We start from the raw sequence: 23,787 nt of genomic DNA, 5'->3' as shown, positions 1-23,787 counted from the left end.
GTGGCACCCGGCTCGGTGACTCTGCCCCGCTGACGCTGTCCCGCCGACGTCCGGTCCGGATCGCTCCGGAACCCGTACGCGTACGCCGCTGAGGCCGCGCGGCGCGCTCAGCGGACCGGGCGCTCCGGATCCTTGCGGTTGAGCGCCACCCGGCTGAGGAAGAGCGCGAACACCGCGGGCTGCTGCTGGAGCAGTTCGAGCCGCCCGCCGTCCGCCTCCGCGAGGTCCCGGGCGACGGCCAGGCCGATCCCGGTGGAGTTGCGGCCGCTGATGGTCCGCTCGAAGATCCGCGCCCCGAGATCGGCGGGGACCCCGGGGCCCTCGTCCGTCACCTCGATGACCGCCTGGTTGCCGGTGACCCTGGTCCGCAGGGCGACGGTGCCGCCGCCGTGCATCAGGGAGTTCTCGATCAGCGCGGCCAGCACCTGGGCGACCGCGCCCGGGGTGCCGACGGCCCGCATGCCGTGCTTGCCCGAGCAGACGATGGCGCGGCCCGCGCTGCGGTAGGCCGGGCGCCACTCCTCGATCTGCTGCTTGACGACCTCGTCCAGGTCGAAGGCGACGGCGGAGCCGGTACGCGGGTCGCGGGAGTTGGTCAGCAGCCGCTCCACCACGTCCGTGAGCCGCTCGACCTGGGTGAGGGCGATGTTCGCCTCCTCCTTCACCGTGTCCGGGTCGTCGGTGACGGAGATCTCCTCGATCCGCATGGAGAGCGCGGTCAGCGGGGTGCGCAGCTGGTGCGAGGCATCGGCGGCCAGACGTCGCTCGGCGGTCAGCATCCGGGCGATACGTTCGGCCGAGGCGTCCAGGACGTCGGCGACGCGGTCCAGCTCCGGCACCCCGTAGCGCTTGTGGCGCGGGCGCGGGTCGCCGGAGCCGAGGCGTTCGGCGGTCTCGGCGAGGTCGGTGAGGGGCGAGGCCAGCTTGTTGGCCTGGCGTACGGCGAGGAGTACCGCGGAGACGATCGCGAGCAGCGCCACCGCGCCGATGATCAGCAGGGTCCGGCCGACCTCACGGGTGACGGCCGAGCTGGACTCCTCGACGGTGACCTTCTCGCCCCGCTCCCCCTCGGCCGAGCTGCGGATGACGTTGCCGGTGGGGCGCTCGCCGACCTCGATGGGAGCCCGGCCGCGGATCTCGACCAGGGCGTAGCGGCTGGAGTCGACCTGCTCGGCCAGTACCGGGGAGGTGATCCGCTCCTCGCCCAGCAGCCGGCTCTCCACGACGCTGATCAGCCGCAGTGCCTCGGTGTCGACGCTCTCCTGGGCGCTGGCGCTGATGGTGCGGGTCTCCACGATGACCAGGGAGACACCGAAGACGGCGATCACCACGAGTACCACGGCGAGCGTGGAGTTGATCAGTCGACGGCGCATGACTGCTTCGTTTCGTCAGCTCTTCCGGTTCCGCGTCAGCTCTTCTCGAACCGGAAGCCGACGCCCCGGACCGTCGCGATGTAGCGGGGGTTGGCCGCGTCGTCGCCGAGCTTCTTGCGGAGCCAGGAGATGTGCATGTCGAGCGTCTTGGTGGAGGACCACCAGGTGGTGTCCCAGACCTCGCGCATCAGCTGGTCGCGGGTGACGACCCGCCCGGCGTCCCGGACCAGGACCCGCAGCAGGTCGAACTCCTTCGCGGTGAGCTGGAGTTCCTCCTCGCCCATCCAGGCCCGGTGCGACTCGACGTCGATCCGGACGCCGTGGGTGGCGGGCTGCGGGGCGGGTTCGGTGGCGCCGCGGCGCAGCAGCGCGCGGACCCGGGCGAGGAGTTCGGCGAGGCGGAACGGCTTGGTGACGTAGTCGTCGGCCCCCGCGTCGAGGCCGACCACCGTGTCGACCTCGTCGGCGCGGGCCGTCAGCACCAGGATCGGCACGGTGTGGCCGTCGGCGCGGAGCCGTCGGGCGACTTCGAGGCCGTCCATCCCGGGCAGGCCCAGGTCGAGGACGACCAGGTCGACGCCCCCCTGGAGTCCGGCGTCGAGCGCGGTCGGACCGTCCTGGCGGACCTCGACCTCGTAACCCTCCCGACGCAGTGCGCGGGCCAGTGGCTCCGAGATGGATGCGTCGTCCTCGGCGAGCAGTACACGGGTCATGTGGTGATGGTAGACCGCGCAGGGCGCCCGGAGTGAGGCACTCGCCAACGCCTGCGGGTTTGGGCCACAAAACGGACTGACGCCTTTGAATGTGCGAGCTGATTCCTCCCTCACCTGTGATCCAGGTCTCATGTCCTTTCATATCTGGCCATGGCGTGTCGTATGGTGTCCCGACGCCTGTTGCACTACTCAAAGACCTTTGGGCAGCTTTAAGCGCCAAGGGTCTCTTTTGTGTGCGGGCCGGTTACCCGCCGGCCGTGACATGAGTGAATGACCTGTGGGCCGGGCCCGGAGCGCGACGACGCGCGCCGGGCGTGGATCCCGATGCGGTTCTTCCCCAGCCCGCGGCGCCGAGCTCTCCCCTACGGAGCCCGGCGTACGGGGCGAATCCCCTTTCAGGCGTCGGGGGTGGGGCTGCCCGTGTCGGTGCCGGCCACCCCCCACCGGGCGCGTCACGCTCACCAGGCGGCGCGTCCCGACCAGCAAGGATCGACCATGGCGTCCAGCCTGACGAAGGATTCGGCCAGTACGACTGGCGGAAAGACCTTCTTCGGCCACCCCCGCGGCCTGGCCACTCTCTTCATGACCGAGATGTGGGAGCGCTTCAGCTTCTACGGCATGCGGGCCCTGCTCCCGCTCTACCTCGTCTCCAGCTCCGGCCTGGACATGAACGCGGCGACCGCCACCGCGATCTACTCCATCTACATGGCGATGGTCTACCTGCTCGCCATGCCCGGCGGCTGGTTCGGCGACCGCGTCTGGGGGCCGCGCAAGACGGTCACCATCTCGGCCGGGGTCATCATGCTCGGCCACCTGACGCTGGCCCTGCCCGGCACCGGCACGTTCTTCGCCGGTCTGGCGCTGGTCGCGCTCGGTTCCGGTCTGCTGAAGGCCAACATCTCCACGATGGTCGGCCATCTCTACTCCGGCCCGGACGACCCGCGACGCGACGGTGGCTTCACCGTCTTCTACATGGGCATCAACCTCGGTGCCTTCGCCGCCCCGCTGATCATCGGCACGGTCGGCGAGAAGGTGAACTGGCACCTCGGTTTCGCCATCGCCGCGCTCGGCATGGCGCTGGGTCTGGCCCAGTTCCTCATCGGTACGCGCCACCTGGACGCCCGCTCCAGCGTCGTCCCGAAGCCGCTGTCGGCCCAGGAGCGCCGCTCCACCCTGCGCAAGGGTCTGCTCTGGCTGATCGTCGCCGTCGTCTTCTACGGCGTGCTGGTGGCCACGGACGTCTACACGCTGAACTGGGCGCTCGTCCCGATCACCATCGCCGGTCTGGTCATTCCGGTCGCCGTGCTGGCGCGCATAAAGCGGGACAAGGACCTCTCCGCCACCGAGCAGTCGAAGATGTCCGGCTACATCTGGTTCTTCGTGGCGGCGGCCGTCTTCTGGATGATCTACGACCAGGGCGGCTCGACGCTGTCGCTCTTCGGTAAGTCCTCGACCACGAACAGCCTGTTCGGTGTGGACTTCCCGACCTCCTGGTACCAGTCCGTCAACCCGGTCTTCATCATGGCGCTCGCGCCGGTGGTGGCCTGGATCTGGCTGGCCCTCAACCGGCGCGGCAAGGAGCCGAGCACGGTCGTCAAGTTCGGCTCGGGCCTGTTCCTGGTCGGGGTGTCGTTCCTCGTCTTCATGATGCCGCTGACGCTGGCCTCGGACGGCGACAAGGTCAGCCCGATGTGGCTGGTATCGATCTACTTCCTGCAGACCGTCGGTGAGCTGTGCCTCTCGCCGGTCGGCCTCTCGGTCACCACGAAGATGGCTCCGGCGAAGTACGGCAGCCAGATGATGGGTGTCTGGTTCCTGGCCGTCACCGCGGGCGACTGCACCACCAGCCTGCTGTCGCTGGCCGGGGTGGATCTGAACAGGACCGGGTTGGTGGGGCTGGAAGCGGCGCTCGCGATCGTGGCCGGGTTCTCGATCTGGATGTACCGCAAGAAGGTCACCACCCTCATGGGTGATGTGCGCTGACGCGTACTGACGCGCGCCATCCGTGAAGGGAAGGGCCGCCGCACCGGGAGAACGGTGCGGCGGCCCTTCGTCGTGCGGTGCGTCCCGTCGTTACGGTGCGTCCCGTCGTGCGGTGCGTCCCGTCGTTACGGTGCGTCCCATCGTGCGGTGCGTCCCGTCGTGCGGGCCGTCCCGTCGTGGGGTGCGTCAGCGAGTACCGCGCAGCCTGCGCCACGGGGTGAACGTGAACACCGCGCCGCCCAGCAGGATCGCCGTACCGGCGACCAGACCGAGTGCGCGCAGGGCTCCGTCGTCCTCGGCGCCGGTGGCGGCCAGACCGCCGCCGGAGTCCGTACCGCCGCCGGATGCCGCGGCGCCGCCGGAGCCCGCCGTGCCACCGCCCGACGCCCCGCCCGGCTGGGCGGAGGTGTCCAGTTCCAGCGAGGCGGCGACCCCCGCGGGCGGGGTGCAGGTCGTCGTCGTACCGGCGGCCAGCACGGTCAGTACGCCGGGGCTCAGCGTGGACTTCCCGCTCGCGCCCGGCTTGTACGTACCGGTGAGATCGGGGATCTCGATCGGTGCGCCGGTCTTGATGACCTCCTTGTTCAGCGGGCCCACGACATGGACGGTGCCCTTGTCCGCCCCGCCGAGCTTGACCTCCATGGAGGGCTTCACCTGGTTCGCGGGGATGTCGATCGGGCTGTCCATCACCGACTTGCTGAACTTCACGGTGAGGGCGTAACCGCCGCCGCTCTTCTTGGCGCTGATCTTCACGGGGGACGTGGCCTTCTTGTCCCCGATGGGCGTCTTGCAGGCGTACGCGACGGACACCTCCTTGCCGGGGAAGTCCGTCTGCCCCTCGCCGCCGCCGCTGGAGCCGCCGGACCCTCCGGAGCCGGAGCCCCCGGAGTCCGTGCCACCGGCCGACGTACCGCCCGCCGTCGTACCGCCGGATGTCGTGCCCCCTGCCGTCGTACCACCGGCGGTCGTACCACCGGCGGTCGTGCCACCGTTGGTCGTACCACCGGTCGTGGTGCCGCCGGTCGTGGTGCCGCCGCCGTCCGTCACCTTGATCGTGGCGCCGGGCTGGACAGCCTCCTTCGGGGCGCACTTGGTGTCCGTGGAGATCGGCTTCGACACGTTGATGCTGTACGCGTCCGGGGTCAGCGTGATCTCCCCGGCCTTGTCCAGCTTCAGCGTGCCCTTCATGTCGGGCAGCACCATGGGGCTGTTCTTCGGGATCGGCGGGTTCTGCCGCGGCCCTTCCAGCTTCAGTTCACCGCTCGCCGCACCGCCCACCTTGATGGTGCCGGTCGGCTTCACCGTGTCCTTGTCCAGGTCGAGGATGTCGGGATTCCTGGAAGCGGCCGCCACCGTCTTCCAGACGACCTCGATCTCGTCACCGACCTTCGCCTCGGCGGGCGCGGTCAGCTGCACCTTGGTGGTGCCCTGTACGGCGGGCAGCCCCGAAATGGGCGGCGGTATGCACTCCGTGCTGTACGAGACGTCGGCGGCCTGGGCCGGGCTCGCGGCCAGCAGAATGCCCGCGCCGCCGAGCATCAGCGCGACTCCGGCCGCGCTCATCCTCCGTTGCGTGCTCACGAATGTCCCTTCGTCGTGGGTCGGTTCTCTGACGGTGCGGAATCCGGGGTGAACCACGGCAGCGCGGCCGTGGTCGTGGCCGTGGCCGTCGCGCCTTCGGCCGGGGGCGCCTGCGGTGCCGTGCCGCCCCCGCGGCGCAGGCCGGGCGGTTTCGCGGTCGCCTCCGGCGCCTGCGGATGGCGGTGGCGCCCGGACCGGGTACCCGCCCGGTCCGGGCGGGGCCGTACCTTGTCGACGATCGCCATGCCGATACGGAAGACGGCGGCCGGGACGACGACGCACAGCAGGATCCAGAAGAGCGTCACGCCCCAGGGGCGGCCCACTCCCCAGGGCTGCTCGGCAAGCACTTTCGTGCCGTACCGCAGGGAGACCTGGTAGTCGCCGTGGGCGCCCGCCGCCAGTTCGACCGGGAGTTTGATCTGCGCCTTGCGGCCGGGCGCGACGGTGCCGCGCCACTGGTGTTCCTCCCACTGCGGGGCGTACACACCGTGCGCGGTGCCCACCTCGAAGACGGGGTCCGTGACCGGGGCCGAGCCGAGATTGCCGACGGTGACGACCAGCCGCCGCGAAGCCGGAGCGCCGAACCAGGTGAGCAGTGAACCGTCGCCCTCCAGCCGGGTGGTGGCCAGCACCGCGAGCTTCCCGCCGTCCGTCGGCCGCGGCAGCGGTGCCGTCGGGTGCCCGGCGACCGTGAACACCGCGTCGGCGACGGCCTGTTCCCCGGTGACCGTGACGACATGCACCACACACGGGCAGGGTTTCGGCGGCTCGGCCACCGGCATCTTCTTACTGAAGGCGCCGGTCTTGTCAGTGGTGACGGCCCTGCCGTCGGCGTTGGCGCAGGAGTTGGTGCCGCCGATCACGCCCTTGTCCGGCGTGGACTGCCCGCAGATCAGCAGCATCAGCAGGGTGTCGGCGCGCCAGCCACTGCCCTTGACGGTGATCTCGCCGCCCTTGCCCGCCTCCTTCTTGGACAGCGTGACGGCGGGTCGGCCGTCCGCCGCACGGGCGCCGGTGGAGCCCAGGAGCAGCAGCGCGGGCAGCAGGCAGAGAAGCAGCGCGACGAGCAGCTTCGGCAGCGGCGCGCGGAGCGGTGCGGTCAGCGGCGCGCGAAGCGGTACGGGGGGTCGGCGGTGGTTGCCGCGTCCTGGGGTCGCCGGTCCGGTCAGTTCCCTCACGTGTCCGCTCCCGCCTTCACCACGTGCCTTTCGTCGGAGTCCTGTCGATGTCCGTAACGAATCCGAATCCGAAGCCGGAGACGAAGCCGGTGACGGAGCCGGAGCCGGTACGCGCCTGCCGCGAGGACGCCCAGGACGAGCAGCGCACCGCCCGCCAACGGGGCTCCGGGGACGTACGTCGCCGAGGCCGACGCCTCGTCGCTCGCACCGCCCGCGGCCGTGACCCGCAGCCGGACGGTCGCGGAGTCGAGGGCGGGGGCGTCCCGCCAGGGTTCGGTGAGCTTCACCCGCTGTCCGGGGAGCAGTTCCAGCGGCAGGGCGCGGGCCTCGCGGCGCAGCAGCGCGCCGAAGACCCCGTCGGCGCTCACGGCCAAACGCGGCGCCAGGGTCGCATTGCCCCGGTTGACCAGCGTGTAGTGGATGGTCCGCCCGGACACCGCGACGTCTTCCACGGTGAGCGCCGCCAGCGTCGGCCCGCCGACCCTCAGCCGGATCGGGACGCCCACCGTACGGCCGCCGCTCTCCGCCACGATCGCCCCGGGGTGGTCGCCGGGCGCCGTGTCCGGGGGCACGGTGACGGCGAACGGCACCTCGGCGCGGGTGCGGCCGGGCACGGTCACCTTCCCCGAGGCGAGCCGCAGCCACGCCCCGGCCCCTGCCCCGGTGGAGCCCTTCGCCTCCCGTACGGCCGGGTCACCGCCCTGTCCCCGGTACGTGTCGGCGCCCCGCAGCCGTACGGTCAGCGGGGTACGGCCCGGGTTGGTCACCGAGAGCCGGTCCTGGAGGACCGTTCCGGGTACGCCCTCCAGGTAGAAGTACGGCCGCCCGCTGTCGCCGGTACGGGTGCCCCCGGCCGCCGGCCGCGCCACCCAGCCGGCGGAGGCCGTGGTGCCCGAGGAGCCGTCCGCCGCCGCCACCGGGCTGATGGAGCAGGCGCACAGCAGTACGGTGAGCGCCGCTCGGGCGGCGTACGCGGTCAACGGCGACATGGACGGCTCCCGCTCCCTTGATGCTCCCTGTACGGCATGTACGGCATGTACGGCCCGTCGACCCCTACGGCCCTGCACGACCCGCGTGTCTATCGGCGCGGGCGGCACGGAGGCGTGGGCTCAGCCCGTGGTCCGCTGCCCGCGCCGGGTCAGCCACAGCACCCCGGCCGCCCCGGTCAGCAGCACGGTGCCGCCGAGCGTGCCGAGCGCCGCCGCGGAGTCGAGCGGGCCGGTCTTCGGCAGTTCTCCGCCGCCCGCCGGAGTGGTCGCGGGGGTGCCGCCCGAGCCACCCGAGGATCCGCCCGGACCCCGCACATCGAGTTCGAGCGAAGGACCGGGGCTGTTCTTGGGCGTGCAGGTGGTGGTCGTACCGACCGCCTTGATGGTGAGCACCCCGGCGGTGAAGGTGACCTTGCCGCTCTTCTTCGGGGTGTACGTACCCGACAAGTCACTGATCTTGATGGGGGTGTTGGGCGGTATGGCCTCCGAGTTGGCCGGTCCGGTCACCTGGATCTGCCCCTGCTCGGCGCCGCCCAGCTTGATCACCGCGCTCGGCTTCATGGCCCCCTTGCCCAGTTCGACCGGGCTGGCGGAGACCCCCTTCTGGAAGGACATGGTGAGCTGGTAGCCGCTGCCGCTCTTGACGCCCTTGATATCGATGGGCGACACCGCGCCTTTGGGCCCGATGGGCGTCTGACACTGGTAGTTGACGTCCACGACCTCGGCATGCGCGGCGGGTGCGGCCATCAGCACCACCGAGCCCGCCAGCGCAGACGCCAGCGCCAGCGCTGTCCGCTTCTGGTTCGACACCTCGTGTTCCCCTCACGCCGGAAGTCGCCGCGCGCCATGCTCCGTACCGGCGCGATTTGCTGACGACACATCAGATTGGGCGCTCAAGGTACGCCCGGCGCCTTGTGGAGGGAAGACAAAAAGCGCGCCGATCCGGCGCGCTCTTGGGTGTTCATAGGTGTGGGCGGTGTGCGGGGAGGGGCGGGCGCGGTGAAGCGCCGCGAGTTACGCGGGAGCGGCGAGTTCCGCCCAGACGGTCTTGCCCGGCTCGTCGGGCGTACGCTGCACGCCCCAGTCCAGGCAGAGCCGCTGCACGATGAACATGCCGTGGCCACCGGGCCGTCCGGCCCGGTGCGGGGTGCGCGGTGCGGGCTGCCCGGCGCCGCGGTCGACGACCTCCACCCGCAGCACCTTCGCCATGCAGCCGATACGGAGCTCCTCGGGGCCCTCCGCGTGCAGGCAGGCGTTGGTGACCAGCTCGGAGACGACCAGCAGGACGTCCTCGGCGGCGGCACGGCGGTCGGCGGTGGACGCCGGGAGCCAGCCCCAGTCATGGAGCGCCTCCCGGGCGAAGTCGCGGGCCATCGGAACGATGCCGCTGGCCTGCCCCAGTGAGAGCGTGCGCCACTGCCGCTCCGCCGGAACGGGCGAGGATGCGCCCGCGCCGTCCGGCTCGCGGCCGAGGTCGCCCGGCGGATGCTGCCGGGTGGTGCTCATCAGCGCTTCACCTCACCGATTCACCGTGTCGCCATCGAACAGATACTGATCAGATTCAGAGTGTGCGGGCCGCTAGGACGCCGCCGGGATGTCTCCTGCCCGGCCGAATCGTGACAACACCCACTTCATCCATGCGATCGCGTGACACAGGCGACACTCAAGGCGCCCAGGGCCACGAAACGCGGCGCGGTCAGGTGTCCAGCGCCTCGGCGAGAGTGGCGTGGACGGTGAAAACCGCCTCGGCCCCGGTGATCTCGAAAACTCTCGCCACGACGGGCAGCATGCCGGCCAAATGGACCCCTCCCCCGGCCGCCTCAGCCTTGAGGCGGGCACCGAGCAGCACATTCAGCCCGGTGGAATCACAGAATTCGAGGCGCGAGCAGTCGACCACCAGGCGCGCACGCCCTTGCTCGACCGCGCTCTCCAAAGGTTCGCGCAGCAGATCGGCGGTGTGGTGATCGAGCTCACCCACCGGCGTCACAATCTCGCTGTGTCCCTCGGTCCGGGCCTCGACATGAAGCCGACCCCGGTTCGCACTGCCGACCGTCCCGCGGTCCATGCCCGTCCCTCTTCGCCGCTCGTCACTGTGCGCGTCACTGCCTGTGCGGCCGCATGCGTAGCTGCCGCCGACGTTCGTAAAACAGTACGCGTTCCGTACGCCACGCGGTAGTCGAAGAACTCAACAAAGCGGACATATGGCAGTAATTGGCGCTTGTAAGTCCCCGTACGAACCGGGTAAGGGTAGAGGGACACCAGAAACACGGCCGGCTTTGGAGGCGCCGCTTCACCGCAGGAACACGTATGGGCATCGGCAGCCATATGCCGAGAACGATGGAGGAGAAGCATGTCACCCCGGCTCGACGAACCGCGTACCCACAACGCGACGTCGATATGTCCTCAGGGACCGACCGATTCCGACTCCCCTGCCGCGAACGCCGTACCCGGCCCGCGCATCAGCACCACCAGCACCACCAGCACCACCCTCAGTACCACCAGCAGCACCGGCACCACCGCGGACAGCACCGCCGCGGACACCGGCGACACGGGGCTCGAAGGGCTTCCCGAGATCCCGCCCTACGCCGAAGTAGGGGCACTGGACGCCAGGGCGCTGTCGAAGACGCTCTTCGAGCGGCTCGAATCCCTCGAAGAGGGCACCCACGAGTACGCCTACGTCCGTAACACCCTGGTCGAACTCAACCTGGCCCTGGTCAAGTTCGCCGCCTCCCGGTTCCGCTCCCGCAGCGAACCGATGGAGGACATCGTCCAGGTCGGCACCATCGGCCTGATCAAGGCGATCGACCGGTTCGAGCTGAGCCGCGGCGTCGAGTTCCCGACGTTCGCGATGCCGACCATCGTCGGTGAGATCAAGCGTTTCTTCCGCGACACCAGCTGGTCCGTGCGCGTGCCGCGCCGCCTGCAGGAGCTGCGGCTCGACCTGGCCAAGGCGGGCGACGAGCTCGCCCAGAAGCTGGACCGCTCGCCCACCGTGACCGAGCTGGCCGAGCGCCTGGGCATCACCGCCGACGAGGTCGTCGAGGGCATGGCCGCGAGCAACGCGTACACCGCGAGTTCGCTGGACGCCAAGCCCGAGGAGGACGAGCACGAGGGCGCGCTCGCGGACCGCATCGGCTACGAGGACCACGGGCTCGAAGGCATCGAGTACGTCGAGTCCCTGAAGCCGCTCATCGCCGCGCTGCCTTCGCGGGACCGCATGATCCTCTCGCTCCGGTTCGTCTCCAATCTGACCCAGTCGGAGATCGGCGACGAGCTGGGCATCTCGCAGATGCATGTGTCCAGGCTGCTCTCGCGGACCCTGGTCAAGCTCCGGAAGGGCCTGACCCTGGAGGAATGACCGGTCCGCCCCCCCCGGCACCGGAGATCATCGCGGAAGGACCTGCCCCAGCCATGGGCGCGGGTCCTTCCGCATGTACGGCCCCGTCGCGCGGCCCCGTAGCGCGGTCAAGTGCCTTGCCGTACCGCCCGCCCCGTCGCGCGGCCCGTCGCGCGGTCAGACCGTGCGTTCGCCGCGCTGCCACACCGCGCCGACCAGCGGGACTCCCGGCCGGTAGGCGAGGTGGACATGGCTGGGAGCGTCGAGGAGTACGAGGTCGGCGCGGGCGCCGGGCGTGATGCGGCCGATGTCCGTACGGCGCAGTGCGGCGGCGCCGCCCGCGGTGGCGGACCAGAGGGCTTCATCGGGAGTCATGCCCATGTCGCGTACGGCGAGCGCGACGCAGAACGGCATGGAAGAGGTGAACGACGAGCCCGGATTGCAGTCCGTGGAGAGCGCGACGGTCGCGCCCGCGTCGAGGAGGCGGCGGGCGTCGGGCCAGCTCGCGCGGGTGGAGAACTCGGCGCCCGGGAGCAGGGTGGCGACCGTGTCGCCCTGGCCCAGGGCGTCGACGTCGGCGTCGGTGAGGTGGGTGCAGTGGTCGGCGGAGGCGGCGTCGAGTTCGACGGCGAGCTGGACGCCGGGGCCGTACGTCAGCTGATTGGCGTGGATGCGGGGGTGCAGGCCCTTGGCCCGGCCCGCGGTGAGGACGGCGCGGGCCTGGTCGCCGTCGAAGGCGCCCTTCTCGCAGAAGACGTCGATCCAACGGGCGTGCGGGGCGCAGGCGTTCAGCATCGGACCGGTGACGAGAGCGACGTAGCCGGCCGGGTCGTCGGCGTATTCGGGGGGCACGACGTGGGCGCCGAGGTAGGTGACCTCGTCGGTGTGGCGGGCGGCGATGCGCAGGGCGCGGGCCTCGTCCTCGACGGTGAGCCCGTAGCCGGACTTGGTCTCGAACGTGGTGGTGCCCTGGCGCAGGGCCTCGGCGAGGTAGCGGGCGACGTTGGCGGAGAGCTCGTCGTCGGAGGCGGCGCGGGTGGCGGCGACCGTGGTCCGGATGCCGCCCGCGGTGTAGGGGCGGCCCGACATCCGGGCGTTGAACTCCTGGGTGCGGTCGCCCGCGAAGAGGAGGTGGGAGTGGGAGTCGACGAAGCCGGGGATCACCGCTCGGCCGGCCGCGTCGAGGACGTTGTCAGTGGTGGGTGCTTTGCTTGATTCACCGGTCCAGACGATGCGGTCGCCCTCGATGACGACGGCCGCGTCCCGGATCAGGCCCAGGGGGGTCCCGTTTCCGAGGGAGGGGTCATTGGTGACCAGGCTGGCGATGTTGGTGATGGCGGTCGTCGTCATCTGGAGAGCGTTCTCCTTGAGTTCCGGCTTGGGTTCCGGCTTGGGTTCCGACGGTTCGGGGCTCAGCCGTGCAGGGCGGCGATGGCTGAGGCGAGTGCTCCGGGGACGTCCTCGATCCGTGCGTGCAGACCGTCCCGGACAATGTGCCGTCCCCCGACGACCGTATGGCGTACATCAGCGGCGGAGGCGGCGAATACGGCTGCTTCGGCTGCCATCCGGGGCACCGGCCCCGCTGTTCTGACGGAGTCCAGGGCGATGGTCGTGAGGTCGGCGGGCGCACCGGGTTCGAGGGTGCCCGCGTCCGGTCGGCCGAGTGCGGTGTGCCCTCCCGCGGAGGCGGCGCGGAGCAGGGCCGCCGCCGTCCAGTGGCCGCGTCGATGGGTGCGCAGGCGCTCGTTGAGCTCCATCGCGCGGGCCTCTTCGAACAGGTCGATGACGGCGTGGCTGTCGCTGCCGAGGGAGAGCGGCGAGCCCGCCCGCTGGAGGGCGGCGGCGGGACCGATGCCGTCGGCGAGGTCGCGTTCGGTGGTGGGGCACATGCAGGTGCCGGTGACGGAGGAGCCGATCAGCCCGATGTCCTCCTCGGTGAGATGCGTGTTGTGGACCCCGGTGGTGCGCGGGCCGAGGACCCCGTGGTCGGCGAGGAGCCGGGTGGGGGTGCGGCCGTGGGCGGCGCGGCAGGCATCGTTCTCCGCTGTCTGCTCGGAGAGATGGACGTGGAGCGGGGCCTGCCGTTCCTCGGCCCAGGCCGCGACGGTGGCCAGCTGCGGGGCCGGGACGGCCCGTACGGAGTGGATGGCGGCGCCGATCAGCGTGTGGTCGTCGCCCTTGAGGAGGGAGGCGCGCTCGGCCCAGGCGTCGGCGGTGGTGTCGGAGAAGCGCAGCTGGTGCCGGTTGGGCTTCTCGCCGAATCCGGCGGCGAGGTAGGCGGTGTCCAGCAGGGTGATGCGGATGCCCGCTTCGGCCGCGGCGGCGATGAGCGCCTCGCCCATCGCGTTCGGGTTGTCGTAGGGCGTGCCGCCGGGCGCGTGGTGCAGATAGTGGAATTCGCCGACGGAGGTGATGCCGGCCAGGGCCATTTCGGCGTACGTGGCACGGGCGAGGTCGAAATAGGTGTCGGGAGTGAGCCGGGCGGCGGCCTGGTACATCAGCTCGCGCCAGGTCCAGAAGGTGCCGGAGCCCACCTGGACGGTGGAGCGCAGGGCCCGGTGGAAGGCGTGCGAGTGGGTGTTGGCGAGGCCGGGGAGCGTCAGGCCGCGCAGCACCGTGGCGCCGGGCGGCGGTGTGTCGACGCCGGTGCGGACCCCGGCGATGCGGTCTCCGGCGACGTCCAGGGTGACGCCCGGCTCGACATGGGTGCCGAGCCAGGCGTGGGACATCCAGTACGTCGCGGTGACGGGCTTGCCGGTGGGCTCCGTTGTCAGCTGCACGCGAGACCTTCCAGTACGTCGGCGAGTGCGATCACCCCGGCCACGCAGTCGTCCTCGGCGGCGTGCTCGGCCGGCGAGTGCGAGATTCCGGTGGGGTTCCGTACGAACAGCATGGCGGTAGGTACCGAAGCGGACAAAATACCCGCGTCGTGTCCCGCGCCGGTGCCGAGGACGGGTACGGCGCGCCCCGTGTCACCGGCGCCGCCCCGCGCTCCGCGACCGCCTTCGAGGATCTTGGCGAGCTCGTCGCGCAGGGCGTGCTCGAACTCCACCACGGGCGTGAAGGACTCCCGTACGACATCGAGATCGATCCCGGCCCGTTCGGCGTACTCCCGGGCGGCGCGCTCGATGCCGGTGACGACGGCGTCGAGGGTGGCCTGGTCGGCGGCGCGCGAGTCGAGCCAGCCGCGTACGAGGGAGGGGATGGCGTTGACCCCGTTCGGCTCGACCGCGATCTTGCCGAACGTGGCGAGGGCGCCGGTCAGTTCCGCCTCGCGGCGGGCGGCCAGCACGGTCTCGGCGTACGTGAGCATGGGGTCGCGCCGGTCGACGAGGCGGGTGGTGCCCGCGTGGTTGGCCTCGCCCCGGAAGTCGAACCGCCAGCGCCCGTGGGGCCAGATGGCGGAGGCGATCCCGACCTGGTCACCGCTGAGGTCGAGGGCGCGTCCCTGTTCGACGTGGAGTTCGACGAACGCTCCGACGCGGGCGAGGCGTTCCGGATCGGGCCCGATGGCCTCGGGGTCGTATCCGGCGGCCTCCATGGCCTGCGGGAGGGTGATGCCGTCCGCGTCGCGGAGCCGGTGGGCGTCCTGCGCGGTCAGCCGCCCGGCGGTGAGCCGGGAGCCGACGCAGGCGAGGCCGAAGCGGGCGCCTTCCTCGTCACCGAAGTTGGTGATGGCCAGCGGCCGGATGGGCCGGGCTCCCCTGCGGCGGAGTTCATCGAGTGCGGCGAAGGAGGAGACGACGCCGAGGGGGCCGTCGAAGGCGCCCCCGTCCGGTACGGAGTCGAGGTGCGAACCGGTGACGACGGCGTCACCGGCCAGGGGGTCGCCGAGCCAGGCCCACTGGTTGCCGTTCCGGTCGACCTCATGGGTGAGCCCGCGGGCCTCGGCCTGCCGCCGGAACCAGGCCCGGCAGTCGGCGTCGGCCCCGGACCAGGCGTACCGCCGGTACCCGCCGCTGCCGGAGTCCCGCCCGAGGGGGGCGAGCTCGGCCCACATCTCGGTGAACGAGGCGGACGAGGTTGGGGAGTCAGGTGAGGTTGATGAATCCAGTGAGGTCGGTGAGGTCGGTGATGCCTGCGAGTGAGGCGAGGCGGGTGAGGGGGAGCCGTCGCCCCGGCGGCCGCTCACGCGTCCTCGCCCTCGCCCTCGCGCATCGGGATGCGGACGCCCTGCTCGTCGGCCACGCGCTCCGCGATGTCGTAGCCCGCGTCGACGTGCCGGATGACGCCCATGCCGGGGTCGTTGGTGAGTACGCGGCGGATCTTCTCGCCCGCGAGCTTCGTGCCGTCCGCGACGGAGACCTGGCCCGCGTGGAGGGAGCGGCCCATGCCGACGCCGCCACCGTGGTGGATGGAGACCCAGGAGGCGCCGGACGCGACGTTCACCATGGCGTTCAGCAGCGGCCAGTCGGCGATCGCGTCGGAGCCGTCGAGCATGGCCTCGGTCTCGCGGTACGGGGAGGCGACCGAGCCGCAGTCGAGGTGGTCGCGGCCGATCGCGAGGGGCGCGGCGAGGGTGCCGTTGCCGACCATGTCGTTGAACATGTCGCCCGCCTTGTCGCGCTCGCCCTGGCCGAGCCAGCAGATGCGCGCCGGGAGCCCCTGGAACTGGACCCGCTCGCCGGCCATCTTGATCCAGCGGTGCAGGGACTCGTTCTCCGGGAAGAGCTCCAGGATCGCCTTGTCCGTCTTGTGGATGTCGGACGCCTCGCCGGACAGCGCCGCCCAGCGGAACGGTCCCCTGCCCTCGCAGAAGAGCGGCCGAATGTACGCGGGCACGAAGCCCGGGAAGTCGAAGGCTCGCTCGTATCCGGCGAGTTGGGCCTCGCCCCGGATGGAGTTGCCGTAGTCGAAGACCTCCGCCCCGGCATCCATGAAGCCGACCATCGCCTCGACGTGCGCGGCCATCGACTCCCGCGCCCGCAGGGTGAAGTCGGCGGGCTTCTCGGCGGCGTACGAGGCCATGTCGTCGAAGTCGACGCCGAGCGGCAGATAGGCCAGCGGGTCGTGCGCGCTGGTCTGGTCGGTGACGATGTCGACCGGGGCGCCCTCGGCGAGCATGCGGGGCAGCAGCTCCGCCGCGTTGCCGAGCAGCCCGATGGAGAGCGGGCGCCGGGCGTCGCGCGCCTCGACTGCCAGCTGGAGGGCGTGCTCCAGGCTGTCCGCCCTCACGTCCAGGAAGCGGTGCTCGATCCGGCGCTCGATGGCGCGCGGGTCGCAGTCGATACAGATCGCGACGCCGTCGTTCATGGTGACGGCGAGCGGCTGGGCGCCGCCCATGCCGCCGAGCCCTGCGGTCAGGGTGATCGTCCCGGCGAGCGTCCCGCCGAACTTCTTCGCGGCGACGGCGGCGAACGTCTCGTACGTGCCCTGGAGGATGCCCTGCGTGCCGATGTAGATCCACGACCCGGCGGTCATCTGGCCGTACATGGTGAGCCCGAGCGCCTCCAGGCGGCGGAACTCCTCCCAGTTCGCCCAGTCCCCCACCAGATTGGAGTTGGCGATCAGGACGCGCGGCGCCCACTCGTGGGTCTGCATGACGCCGACCGGCCGCCCGGACTGGACGAGCATCGTCTCGTCCTGCTTGAGCGTGCGCAGCGTACGGACCATGGCGTCGAACGAGCGCCAGTCGCGGGCCGCCTTCCCCGTACCGCCGTAGACGACGAGCTTGTCGGGGTGCTCGGCGACCTCGGGGTCGAGGTTGTTCTGCAACATGCGCAGGGCGGCTTCCTGCTGCCATCCCAGGGCGCTCAGTTCGGTACCGCGCGGTGCCCGTACGGGGCGGGGTCCTGACATGGGGATGCCTCCTCGCGACTGTGAATTCTGTATTCACATCCTGGAGGTCTGAATACTTATAGTCAACAGGCGCGCGCCACGCCGCCGGGCAGACCTTTCCCCTCACGCACTCGGAGGAAGGCGTCACACACTCGGGGAAGACTTCCGTGACTCGTACCGGGACTCGGACGCCTACATCCGGGCCGGGGTCCTGCTGCTGATCGGCATCGACCTCCGGGCGGTCAACAAGGCGGTGATGACGGCCCGCGAGAAGACCTCCTGAGGGCTGTCCCGTACACAGCCCCGGTCACGGCCGCCCCTGCCGTGATCTCCTCCGCACGCCTGCTCACGCGCTCCCCTCGCACGCCTGGTCGCGCGCTCTCACGCGCCGGTTGTACGCCCCTATATACGCACCGGCGCATGTACCAAGCGAAAATGCCAGAACCTCCGCCTGCCGTAAGCACGTTGCGTAGCCTCGGGGTCACAGCCGAACGCCATGCCGGGAGGGGAGTGCGTGTGCCCGGAATCGACGAGTGCCTGCTCGAAGTCATGAGGCTGCCCGGCGCCCGCGGCGCCGCGGTGGTGGACTGGACGAGCGGTCTCGCCCTCGGCACCATCGGCGACTCGCCCAACGGCGATCACGAGGCCACCGCCGCCGAGACGGCCGAGGTGGCGAGGATGGCGGCCGAGCAGCCCGCCTTCGCTCTCCTCCCGTCGCAGGACGGCCCCGCGCAGCCGTCGGGATCACCGGGCACCCCGGTCGAGGACGTCATCATCACCACCCGCGCCGGGTACCACATCCTCCGGTTCGTCGAGACGGCGTTCGACAGCAGCGTCTTCCTGCATCTCTGGCTGGACCGTACGCAGGGCAACCTCGCCCTCGCCCGGATCCGGCTCGGCGAGATGGCCGAGCGGATGGTCCTGGCATGAGTGCCGGGGCGGCCGCCTCCGGTGCCACAGCCCCCTCCGGCTCCGAGGAGGACACGGCCGCGGGCCCCGTGCTCTCCCCGATGCTCCAGCGCCTCGCCGCCGAGCGGGCCACCGGCGCCCTGCTGCGCGATCGCGGCACGCTCTACCTCGCCGACGGCCAGGTGGTGCACGCCGAGAGCCCGGCCACCCCCGGTATCGACGTCCTGCTCACCACGGGCGGGACCCTGCGGCACGAGGGCTGGTGGGACGCGATCGCCCAGGCGGGTGCCGGGCAGCGGGTGGGCCGTTACCTCGTGGACAGCGGCCATGTGCCGGGCGGCGCACTGGAGTTGTGCCATCTGGGAGCGTTGTACGACGCGGCGTTCTTCGCGCTCGCCCCGACCGGGACCCCGGCCAGGTTCCGCTACGGCGTATCGCACTGGATCGGCCCCGTCCGCCCCGTACCGGTGGCGGCGGTGCAGCGCGAGACGCTGCGGCGCCGGGAGCTGCTGGACCGGATCTGGCCCGACTCGGTGATCGACAGCGCCCCGCTCGCCCGGACGGCGCACCCCGTGGACGCCCCGGTTCCGCCCCGTCAGCGCCGGGTCCTGGACCTGGTCGACGGAGTGCGTACGGCCTCGGACATCGCGCGGGAGCTGGGCCGTTCGACGTTCCACATCCTGGTCGGCCTGCGACGGCTCACGGCGGCCGGGCTGGTCGAGGCGGTCGGTCCGACCGCGGCGACGGCCGGCCTCGCGCCGGACCGGGTCACGCTGCCCGAGGTCACGGCCGACCCCGATGTCGCCCTGCTGCGCCGTCTCAGAGACGCATTGGAGGCCCTGTGATACGCGCGCTCAGACAGCGTGCCGGGAGGAGACAGCTGATGGTGCCCGAGGTCGACGTGCGCGATGTCCTCGCCGAACTTCAGCGATTACGGGCCCGGGTGCCCCACCTCGCCGGTGCGCTGGCGGCCAGCACCGACGGCCTGGTCCTGGCCCATGACACCCCCGGGGTGGAGGCCGAAGGCGTCGCCGCGCTGACGGCCGCCGCACTCGGCGTCGCGATCCGGATGACCGACGCCACCGGCCGGGGCGGCTTCCGCGAACTCCTGGTCCGCGGCGAGAACGGCTACATCGCCACGTACGCGGCCGGCTCCGCCGCCGTACTCACGCTGCTGGCCGAGGACCGCATCAACGTCGGCCGGCTCCATCTGGAGGGCCGCCGGGCGGGCGTCCGTATCGGTGAACTCGTCGACGCCGCCCTCGAACACACCGCCCGCCCCGCACCCCCGACGACGCGCGCCCCGGACCCGCGTACCGACGGGGGCGGCGCGCTGCCGCACCGCCCCACGTAGCAACGGCCCCCACCAGAACCTGTCGCACGACCCGCCACGCGACCCGCCACACAGCCCGTCACACGACCTGTCACACAGCCCGTCACAGAGAAACCGGAACCGGTCGCCCCGACCGGCCAGGGAAAGGGAACGAGCACTCATGGCCAACACCGAAGCGTCACTCCAGCAAGCGATGACGTCCATCGAGGGGGCCCTCGGTGTCGCACTCGTCGACTACACCAGCGGCATGGCCCTGGGCACCCTCGGCGGCAGCAAGGACTTCAACCTGGAGGTCGCGGCCGCGGGCAACACCGACGTCGTGCGCGCCAAGCTCCGCACCATGGAGCACCTGGGCATCAAGGACGAGATCGAGGACATACTGATCACCCTGAGCGGGCAGTACCACCTGATCCGGCTGCTCAAGGCCCGCGGCAGCAACGGCCTGTTCCTCTACCTGGTGCTGGACTCCGGCCGCGCCAACCTGGCGATGGCCCGCCATCTGCTGAAGCGGATCGAGGCGGACCTGGAGGTCTGACCCCGGCCGCCCGGCACCGGAGAACTCAGCGGCGGCGCCGCGCCCCGCCCGGCGCGGCGTCCCCCGCCACCGGCCCCGTCGTCCGGTACCCCTTCACCCGCCTGCCCGCGGGCCGTCCGCGCTCCACCCAGTCGGTGCGCACCCAGTACAGGACGTCGTCCCGGTGCTCGCGCCGGCCGATGCGTACGGCCTTGATCCAGAGACCGGCGCCCGCCCCGGCGAGCATGAGACCCCCGGCCCCGGGCAGCGCTAGCCCGGCGGCGAGTGCCGCCACGAACGCCCCGACCAGCCACCACCGGTGCCCGCGCCGCCAGTCGCGTACGGTCACGGCCCGGTCCTGGAGGAAGTCGGTGCGCCCGGCACGGGTGGCGCCCCGGGCCAGTTCCGCGTACCGCCCGCCGCGCAGCAGAGCGACTACGGCCGCGGTGACGAGGAACAGCGCGGCCCCGGCCAGGAGACCGATGCGGCGCCCGGTGAGCCCCGGCAGGAGCGCCCCGACCGCGGCGGCCAGCAGTCCGGGCCACCACAGCGGTGCGGCTCCGGCCCGTACGATCACGGCCACCCGTGCCAGTGACTGCGCTCCGCGCCCCATGTCCGTACCTCTCTCCGCGCCCGGCTGTGTGCTTCTGGGCGCGGAGATTAATGGCTGTAGATGAGTGACGTCTGAGAACCCGGGCGGGCCATGGGCGCGAGCGCGGTCACGGGCACGCGGACGGCCGCGAGCCGCTCCATGGCGGGCCGCTCCCCGGCGCTACTCCACGAACAGCCCGCGCGCCACGGCCCGCGCGTCGAACTCCTCCAGGCGCGCCTGCGCGTCCGGCAGCCCGTCGCACATCGCCTCCAGCAGCACGCGCCCCAGCAGCATCGGCGCGCACACGGTGTCGAAGGCGAGCCCGGACCCGACCGCCGCCGGAATCAGCAGATCGCTGTACCCGGCCACCGGGGCGAACGCCGAGTCCGCGACGGTCACCACGGTCAGCCCGAGCCCCTGGGCGTACGCGAGCGCGTCCACGACCTCCTTGGGGTGGCGCGGCAGCGCGAAGCACATCAGCGCGGAGGCCCCCGCCCGGCGGGCGGAGTCGATCCGGTCGTACAGCGTGCTGCCGCCCTCGTCGAGCACCCGGACGTCGGGGTGCACCTTGGCGGCGAAGTACCCGAAGCCGCGCGCCTGCGAGGACGCGGCCCGCAGCCCGAGCACGGGCAGGGGGCACGACCCGGCCAGCAGCTGCCCCGCCCGCTCCACGGGACCGGGGTCGGCGAGCAGTTCGGACAGCTGGCGCAGGTTCTCGATCTCGGCCCGGACCGCCTGCTGGTACTCGTTGTACGTGTCCTCGGCGTCGGCCCGCTGCCCGTCGGCGGGGGCGACCTCACGCAGGTGTCTGCGCAGCGCCGGATACCCGTCGAAGCCGAGCGCGACCGCGAACCGGGTGACGGACGGCTGGCTCACTCCGGCCAGTTCGGCCAGCTCGACGCTGGACAGGAACGGCGCGTCGGCCGCCCGGCGCACCATGCAGTGCGCGATACGCCGCTGGGTGGGCGTGAGCCGGTGCCCCTCGAAGAGCCGCTGCAACCGTGCAGCGGGGCTGCTCCCGCTCATGGTGTCCCCTCCGGAGTCCGTCACCGACGCATCCATTCAGTCAGTCTGCGGGCTGCATGTCCATATACAGGCCGCCGGGCCACCGGCCCACGGGGCGTCGGGCCGTGGGCCGGAACGCGACGCCGGGCCCAACCGGGGGGCTAGCCCTACTGCGCCGGGCCCCTCCGGCTTCGTACCGTGAGGAGCATGGAAGCCCGCGACCACGAGCTCAAGAAGGAGCTCGACGCCACCCTCCAGGCCCGCAGCGAACTGGGGCCGGAGTACGAGTCCGCGCTCATCGACTCGTTCCTGGAGAAGGTCGAGCAGCGTCTCGACACCACGCTCGACCGTCAGGTGCGGCGTCAGCTCGCCGAGCGGCAGATGTCCACGGCCCGGGGTGCCCGATCGCCCCGGACCGCGGAGAACTTCGGCGAGCGCTTCGGATTCGGGGTGATCTCGCTGGTCCTGGCCATCCCGCTCTCCGCGATCGGCGTCGCCAACGCGGGCATCAGGGGGCTCGTCGTGGCCTGGCTCGGGATCGTCGGCGTGAACGCGGTCCACGCGGCGCGGGGCAGCGGGCTGTTCCGGCAGGCCGACCGGCGGCCGAAGTCCGACTGGGACGACTGAGGCGGCTGGGACGGCCCGCGCAACAAGAAAACGACCGAGACGGCTGAGGCGACTGCCCGGCCCGCACACCATGCAGACGGCTCAGACGGTTGAGGGCGGCTGTCCGGCTCCGCGCGTGAATATGTCGCGGGGACCGCCGCACCCCCGGTTGCCCGGGGGGCGGGACGACGGCGGTCCCCGCGAGGGACGCGGTCCGGGTCAGGGCCGGGTGCCCGCGTCCTGGCGACGGTGGAGTTCCGGGAGCCGCTCCGTAATCCATGTCGCCGTATGTGGTGCCGACGGGTTTCCCTGCCGACACCCACCAATCTGCCGGAGTCGTGTTAAGCCGGTGCTGCGCGGACGTGACGCGCTCGTACCGTTTTCGCGAAGGCCCGGCTCACCTCGTCACGGCTCCGTGCCCCCGCGTCACGGCCATCAGCCCGTCACGGCTTTCACGGCTTCGCGCCCGCGTCCTTCGCCAGGAACGCCAGCAGGTCCTGCCGGCTGACGACGCCCTTCGGCTTGCCCTCGACCAGCACGATCGCCGCGTCCGCCCCGTCGGCGCCGCTGAGGGCGGCCATCAGGTCCTCGACCGGTTCGCCCGAGCCGACCTGCGGCAGCGGGGCCGACATGTGCTTCTCCAGCGGGTCGGTGAGCGAGGCGCGCTGGGTGAACAGGGCGTCCAGCAGCTGCCGTTCCACGACGGAGCCGATGACCTCGGCGGCCATCACGTCCGGGTGACCGGCGCCCGGCTTCACGATCGGCATCTGGGAGACGCCGTACTCGCGCAGCACCTCGATGGCCTCGCCGACCGTCTCCTCCGGGTGCATGTGGACGAGGGTCGGCAGCGGGCCGTCCTTGTGGTCCAGGACGGCGCCGACGCGGGCGGAGGGGCCCGTGTCGTCGAGGAAGCCGTAGTCGGCCATCCACTCGTCATTGAAAATTTTACTGAGGTAGCCGCGGCCGCTGTCGGGCAGCAGGACGACGACGACGTCGTCCGGGCCCAGCCGCCGCGCGACCTCCAGCGCCGCCACGACCGCCATGCCGCAGGAGCCGCCGACCAGCAGGCCCTCCTCCTTGGCGAGGCGACGGGTCATCTGGAAGGAGTCCTTGTCGGACACCGCGACGATCTCGTCGGTGACGGTGCGGTCGTACGCCGTCGGCCAGAAGTCCTCGCCGACACCCTCGACCAGGTACGGACGCCCGGAGCCGCCGGAGTAGACCGAGCCCTCCGGGTCCGCGCCGATGACCTTCACGCCGCCGTCGCTGATCTCCTTGAGATAGCGGCCGGTGCCGGTGATCGTGCCGCCGGTGCCGACGCCCGCGACGAAGTAGGTGATCCTCCCCTCCGTCTGCGTCCACAGCTCGGGACCGGTGGTCTCGTAGTGCGAGCGCGGATTGTTGGGGTTGGAGTACTGGTCGGGCTTCCAGGCTCCCGGCGTCTCGCGGACCAGGCGGTCGGAGACGTTGTAGTACGAGTCCGGGTGCTCGGGGTCAACGGCCGTGGGGCAGACGACGACCTCGGCGCCGTACGCCCGCAGCACGTTGATCTTGTCCGTGGACACCTTGTCCGGGCAGACGAAGATGCACTTGTACCCCTTCTGCTGGGCGACGATGGCGAGGCCGACGCCCGTGTTGCCACTGGTCGGCTCGACGATCGTGCCGCCGGGCCGCAGCTGCCCGCTCGCCTCGGCCGCCTCGATCATGCGCAGCGCGATGCGGTCCTTCACGGACCCGCCGGGATTGAAGTACTCGACCTTCGCCAGGACCGTCGCCTGGATACCTGCCGTGACGTTGCGCAGCCTCACCAGCGGGGTGTTGCCGACAAGACTGATCATCGAATCGTGGAATTGCACCGTGTACTCCGGGATCTCCGAGATGGTCCGGCCCAGAGTA

22 protein-coding genes are annotated in these 23,787 nt (G+C 71.4%); 7 read left to right on the top strand and 15 right to left on the bottom strand.

Translation table 11 applies throughout. From position 1 onward, the window contains the following. Positions 1 to 107: 107 nt before the first annotated feature. Both OG413_RS15960 and OG413_RS15955 read right to left on the bottom strand, forming a co-directional pair. Entirely contained in the window at positions 108 to 1,373 is a 1,266-nt protein-coding gene (locus OG413_RS15960) for an ATP-binding protein (RefSeq protein WP_266806168.1), read from the bottom strand. A gap of 35 nt (positions 1,374 to 1,408) precedes the next feature. Further along, the gene (locus tag OG413_RS15955) at positions 1,409 to 2,086 is read right to left on the bottom strand and encodes a response regulator transcription factor (RefSeq protein ID WP_073726400.1); all 678 of its coding nucleotides are present in this window, start codon (positions 2,084 to 2,086) and stop codon (positions 1,409 to 1,411) included. Positions 2,087 to 2,581: 495 nt separating this feature from the next. Here OG413_RS15955 and OG413_RS15950 point away from each other — a divergent pair, with 495 nt between their 5' ends. Further along, positions 2,582 to 4,069 carry a peptide MFS transporter gene (locus OG413_RS15950; protein WP_266806165.1) on the top strand — a complete coding sequence of 496 codons (1,488 nt, stop codon included), beginning with the start codon at positions 2,582 to 2,584 and terminating at the stop codon, positions 4,067 to 4,069. A 186-nt stretch (positions 4,070 to 4,255) separates the two neighbouring features. Here the strand turns inward: OG413_RS15950 and OG413_RS15945 are convergent, their stop codons facing one another. The 6 genes from OG413_RS15945 to OG413_RS15920 form a co-directional block, all read right to left on the bottom strand. After that, positions 4,256 to 5,632 carry a hypothetical protein gene (locus OG413_RS15945; RefSeq protein ID WP_266810176.1) on the bottom strand — a complete coding sequence of 459 codons (1,377 nt, stop codon included), beginning with the start codon at positions 5,630 to 5,632 and terminating at the stop codon, positions 4,256 to 4,258. Positions 5,633 to 5,646: 14 nt separating this feature from the next. Continuing rightward, positions 5,647 to 6,720, bottom strand: coding sequence for a hypothetical protein (locus OG413_RS15940; RefSeq protein WP_266810174.1), 1,074 nt, complete (start codon positions 6,718 to 6,720; stop codon positions 5,647 to 5,649). A 104-nt stretch (positions 6,721 to 6,824) separates the two neighbouring features. Further along, positions 6,825 to 7,817 (bottom strand): hypothetical protein, encoded by a 993-nt coding sequence (locus OG413_RS15935; RefSeq protein ID WP_266806163.1) that lies wholly within the window; start codon positions 7,815 to 7,817, stop codon positions 6,825 to 6,827. 120 nt (positions 7,818 to 7,937) lie between these two features. Continuing rightward, a complete protein-coding gene (locus OG413_RS15930) occupies positions 7,938 to 8,627 on the bottom strand; it encodes a peptidase (protein ID WP_266806161.1) in 690 nt (229 codons plus the stop codon). A gap of 204 nt (positions 8,628 to 8,831) precedes the next feature. Beyond that, positions 8,832 to 9,323, bottom strand: coding sequence for an ATP-binding protein (locus tag OG413_RS15925; RefSeq protein WP_266806159.1), 492 nt, complete (start codon positions 9,321 to 9,323; stop codon positions 8,832 to 8,834). A 190-nt stretch (positions 9,324 to 9,513) separates the two neighbouring features. Beyond that, a complete protein-coding gene (locus tag OG413_RS15920) occupies positions 9,514 to 9,882 on the bottom strand; it encodes an STAS domain-containing protein (protein WP_266806157.1) in 369 nt (122 codons plus the stop codon). 285 nt (positions 9,883 to 10,167) lie between these two features. On the opposite strand from OG413_RS15920, the gene OG413_RS15915 reads away from it, so the two are divergent. After that, a complete protein-coding gene (locus OG413_RS15915) occupies positions 10,168 to 11,175 on the top strand; it encodes an RNA polymerase sigma factor SigF (RefSeq protein ID WP_266806155.1) in 1,008 nt (335 codons plus the stop codon). A gap of 156 nt (positions 11,176 to 11,331) precedes the next feature. Here the strand turns inward: OG413_RS15915 and hutI are convergent, their stop codons facing one another. The 4 genes from hutI to hutU all read right to left on the bottom strand — a co-directional run bounded on the left by hutI (position 11,332) and on the right by hutU (position 16,953). Continuing rightward, a complete protein-coding gene (hutI, locus tag OG413_RS15910; RefSeq protein ID WP_266806154.1) occupies positions 11,332 to 12,504 on the bottom strand; it encodes an imidazolonepropionase in 1,173 nt (390 codons plus the stop codon). Positions 12,505 to 12,566: 62 nt separating this feature from the next. Beyond that, positions 12,567 to 13,934 carry a formimidoylglutamate deiminase gene (locus OG413_RS15905; RefSeq protein ID WP_266806152.1) on the bottom strand — a complete coding sequence of 456 codons (1,368 nt, stop codon included), beginning with the start codon at positions 13,932 to 13,934 and terminating at the stop codon, positions 12,567 to 12,569. Next, positions 13,925 to 15,154, bottom strand: coding sequence for an allantoate amidohydrolase (locus OG413_RS15900; RefSeq protein ID WP_266806150.1), 1,230 nt, complete (start codon positions 15,152 to 15,154; stop codon positions 13,925 to 13,927). The genes OG413_RS15905 and OG413_RS15900 overlap by 10 nt, the downstream gene beginning before the upstream one ends. 128 nt (positions 15,155 to 15,282) lie before the next feature. Continuing rightward, positions 15,283 to 16,953 carry a urocanate hydratase gene (gene hutU, locus OG413_RS15895; protein ID WP_266806148.1) on the bottom strand — a complete coding sequence of 557 codons (1,671 nt, stop codon included), beginning with the start codon at positions 16,951 to 16,953 and terminating at the stop codon, positions 15,283 to 15,285. A gap of 495 nt (positions 16,954 to 17,448) precedes the next feature. Between hutU and OG413_RS15890 the strand changes: the two genes are divergently transcribed. The 4 genes from OG413_RS15890 to OG413_RS15875 all read left to right on the top strand — a co-directional run bounded on the left by OG413_RS15890 (position 17,449) and on the right by OG413_RS15875 (position 19,709). After that, the gene (locus OG413_RS15890) at positions 17,449 to 17,862 is read left to right on the top strand and encodes a hypothetical protein (protein WP_266806146.1); all 414 of its coding nucleotides are present in this window, start codon (positions 17,449 to 17,451) and stop codon (positions 17,860 to 17,862) included. Positions 17,863 to 17,942: 80 nt separating this feature from the next. Then, positions 17,943 to 18,686, top strand: a complete 744-nt coding sequence (locus OG413_RS15885) for a transcriptional regulator (RefSeq protein ID WP_266810172.1) — start codon at positions 17,943 to 17,945, stop codon at positions 18,684 to 18,686. Between the two features lie 38 nt (positions 18,687 to 18,724). Beyond that, positions 18,725 to 19,195 carry a roadblock/LC7 domain-containing protein gene (locus OG413_RS15880; protein WP_266806144.1) on the top strand — a complete coding sequence of 157 codons (471 nt, stop codon included), beginning with the start codon at positions 18,725 to 18,727 and terminating at the stop codon, positions 19,193 to 19,195. Between the two features lie 139 nt (positions 19,196 to 19,334). Further along, positions 19,335 to 19,709, top strand: coding sequence for a hypothetical protein (locus tag OG413_RS15875; RefSeq protein WP_266806143.1), 375 nt, complete (start codon positions 19,335 to 19,337; stop codon positions 19,707 to 19,709). 25 nt (positions 19,710 to 19,734) lie between these two features. Here the strand turns inward: OG413_RS15875 and OG413_RS15870 are convergent, their stop codons facing one another. Both OG413_RS15870 and OG413_RS15865 read right to left on the bottom strand, forming a co-directional pair. Beyond that, positions 19,735 to 20,301 carry a hypothetical protein gene (locus OG413_RS15870; RefSeq protein WP_266806141.1) on the bottom strand — a complete coding sequence of 189 codons (567 nt, stop codon included), beginning with the start codon at positions 20,299 to 20,301 and terminating at the stop codon, positions 19,735 to 19,737. A gap of 159 nt (positions 20,302 to 20,460) precedes the next feature. After that, the gene (locus OG413_RS15865) at positions 20,461 to 21,306 is read right to left on the bottom strand and encodes a MurR/RpiR family transcriptional regulator (protein WP_266806139.1); all 846 of its coding nucleotides are present in this window, start codon (positions 21,304 to 21,306) and stop codon (positions 20,461 to 20,463) included. A gap of 186 nt (positions 21,307 to 21,492) precedes the next feature. Between OG413_RS15865 and OG413_RS15860 the strand changes: the two genes are divergently transcribed. Next, positions 21,493 to 21,912, top strand: coding sequence for a hypothetical protein (locus tag OG413_RS15860; RefSeq protein ID WP_266806137.1), 420 nt, complete (start codon positions 21,493 to 21,495; stop codon positions 21,910 to 21,912). Between the two features lie 431 nt (positions 21,913 to 22,343). Here OG413_RS15860 and OG413_RS15855 read toward each other — a convergent pair whose 3' ends face one another. Then, on the bottom strand, positions 22,344 to 23,747 hold the full coding sequence (locus tag OG413_RS15855; RefSeq protein ID WP_266806135.1) for a cystathionine beta-synthase: 1,404 nt from the start codon (positions 23,745 to 23,747) through the stop codon (positions 22,344 to 22,346). Between the last annotated feature and the right edge of the window lie 40 nt (positions 23,748 to 23,787).

Origin of the sequence: Streptomyces sp. NBC_01433 (assembly GCF_026340105.1) — a bacterium.
GTDB lineage: Bacteria > Actinomycetota > Actinomycetes > Streptomycetales > Streptomycetaceae > Streptomyces.
Note: the sequence above shows the minus strand (reverse complement) of the source record. Positions and strands in the feature narration are given on the sequence as shown.

Coding starts and splice junctions, on each gene's coding strand:
- OG413_RS15960 (WP_266806168.1), bottom strand. CDS start 1,373: ATGCGCCGTCGACTGATCAACTCCACGCTCGCCGTGGTACTCGTGGTG.
- OG413_RS15955 (WP_073726400.1), bottom strand. CDS start 2,086: ATGACCCGTGTACTGCTCGCCGAGGACGACGCATCCATCTCGGAGCCA.
- OG413_RS15950 (WP_266806165.1), top strand. CDS start 2,582: ATGGCGTCCAGCCTGACGAAGGATTCGGCCAGTACGACTGGCGGAAAG.
- OG413_RS15945 (WP_266810176.1), bottom strand. CDS start 5,632: ATGAGCGCGGCCGGAGTCGCGCTGATGCTCGGCGGCGCGGGCATTCTG.
- OG413_RS15935 (WP_266806163.1), bottom strand. CDS start 7,817: ATGTCGCCGTTGACCGCGTACGCCGCCCGAGCGGCGCTCACCGTACTG.
- OG413_RS15925 (WP_266806159.1), bottom strand. CDS start 9,323: ATGAGCACCACCCGGCAGCATCCGCCGGGCGACCTCGGCCGCGAGCCG.
- OG413_RS15920 (WP_266806157.1), bottom strand. CDS start 9,882: ATGGACCGCGGGACGGTCGGCAGTGCGAACCGGGGTCGGCTTCATGTC.
- OG413_RS15915 (WP_266806155.1), top strand. CDS start 10,168: ATGTCACCCCGGCTCGACGAACCGCGTACCCACAACGCGACGTCGATA.
- hutI (WP_266806154.1), bottom strand. CDS start 12,504: ATGACGACGACCGCCATCACCAACATCGCCAGCCTGGTCACCAATGAC.
- OG413_RS15900 (WP_266806150.1), bottom strand. CDS start 15,154: ATGTGGGCCGAGCTCGCCCCCCTCGGGCGGGACTCCGGCAGCGGCGGG.
- hutU (WP_266806148.1), bottom strand. CDS start 16,953: ATGTCAGGACCCCGCCCCGTACGGGCACCGCGCGGTACCGAACTGAGC.
- OG413_RS15885 (WP_266810172.1), top strand. CDS start 17,943: ATGCTCCAGCGCCTCGCCGCCGAGCGGGCCACCGGCGCCCTGCTGCGC.
- OG413_RS15880 (WP_266806144.1), top strand. CDS start 18,725: ATGGTGCCCGAGGTCGACGTGCGCGATGTCCTCGCCGAACTTCAGCGA.
- OG413_RS15875 (WP_266806143.1), top strand. CDS start 19,335: ATGGCCAACACCGAAGCGTCACTCCAGCAAGCGATGACGTCCATCGAG.
- OG413_RS15870 (WP_266806141.1), bottom strand. CDS start 20,301: ATGGGGCGCGGAGCGCAGTCACTGGCACGGGTGGCCGTGATCGTACGG.
- OG413_RS15865 (WP_266806139.1), bottom strand. CDS start 21,306: ATGAGCGGGAGCAGCCCCGCTGCACGGTTGCAGCGGCTCTTCGAGGGG.
- OG413_RS15860 (WP_266806137.1), top strand. CDS start 21,493: ATGGAAGCCCGCGACCACGAGCTCAAGAAGGAGCTCGACGCCACCCTC.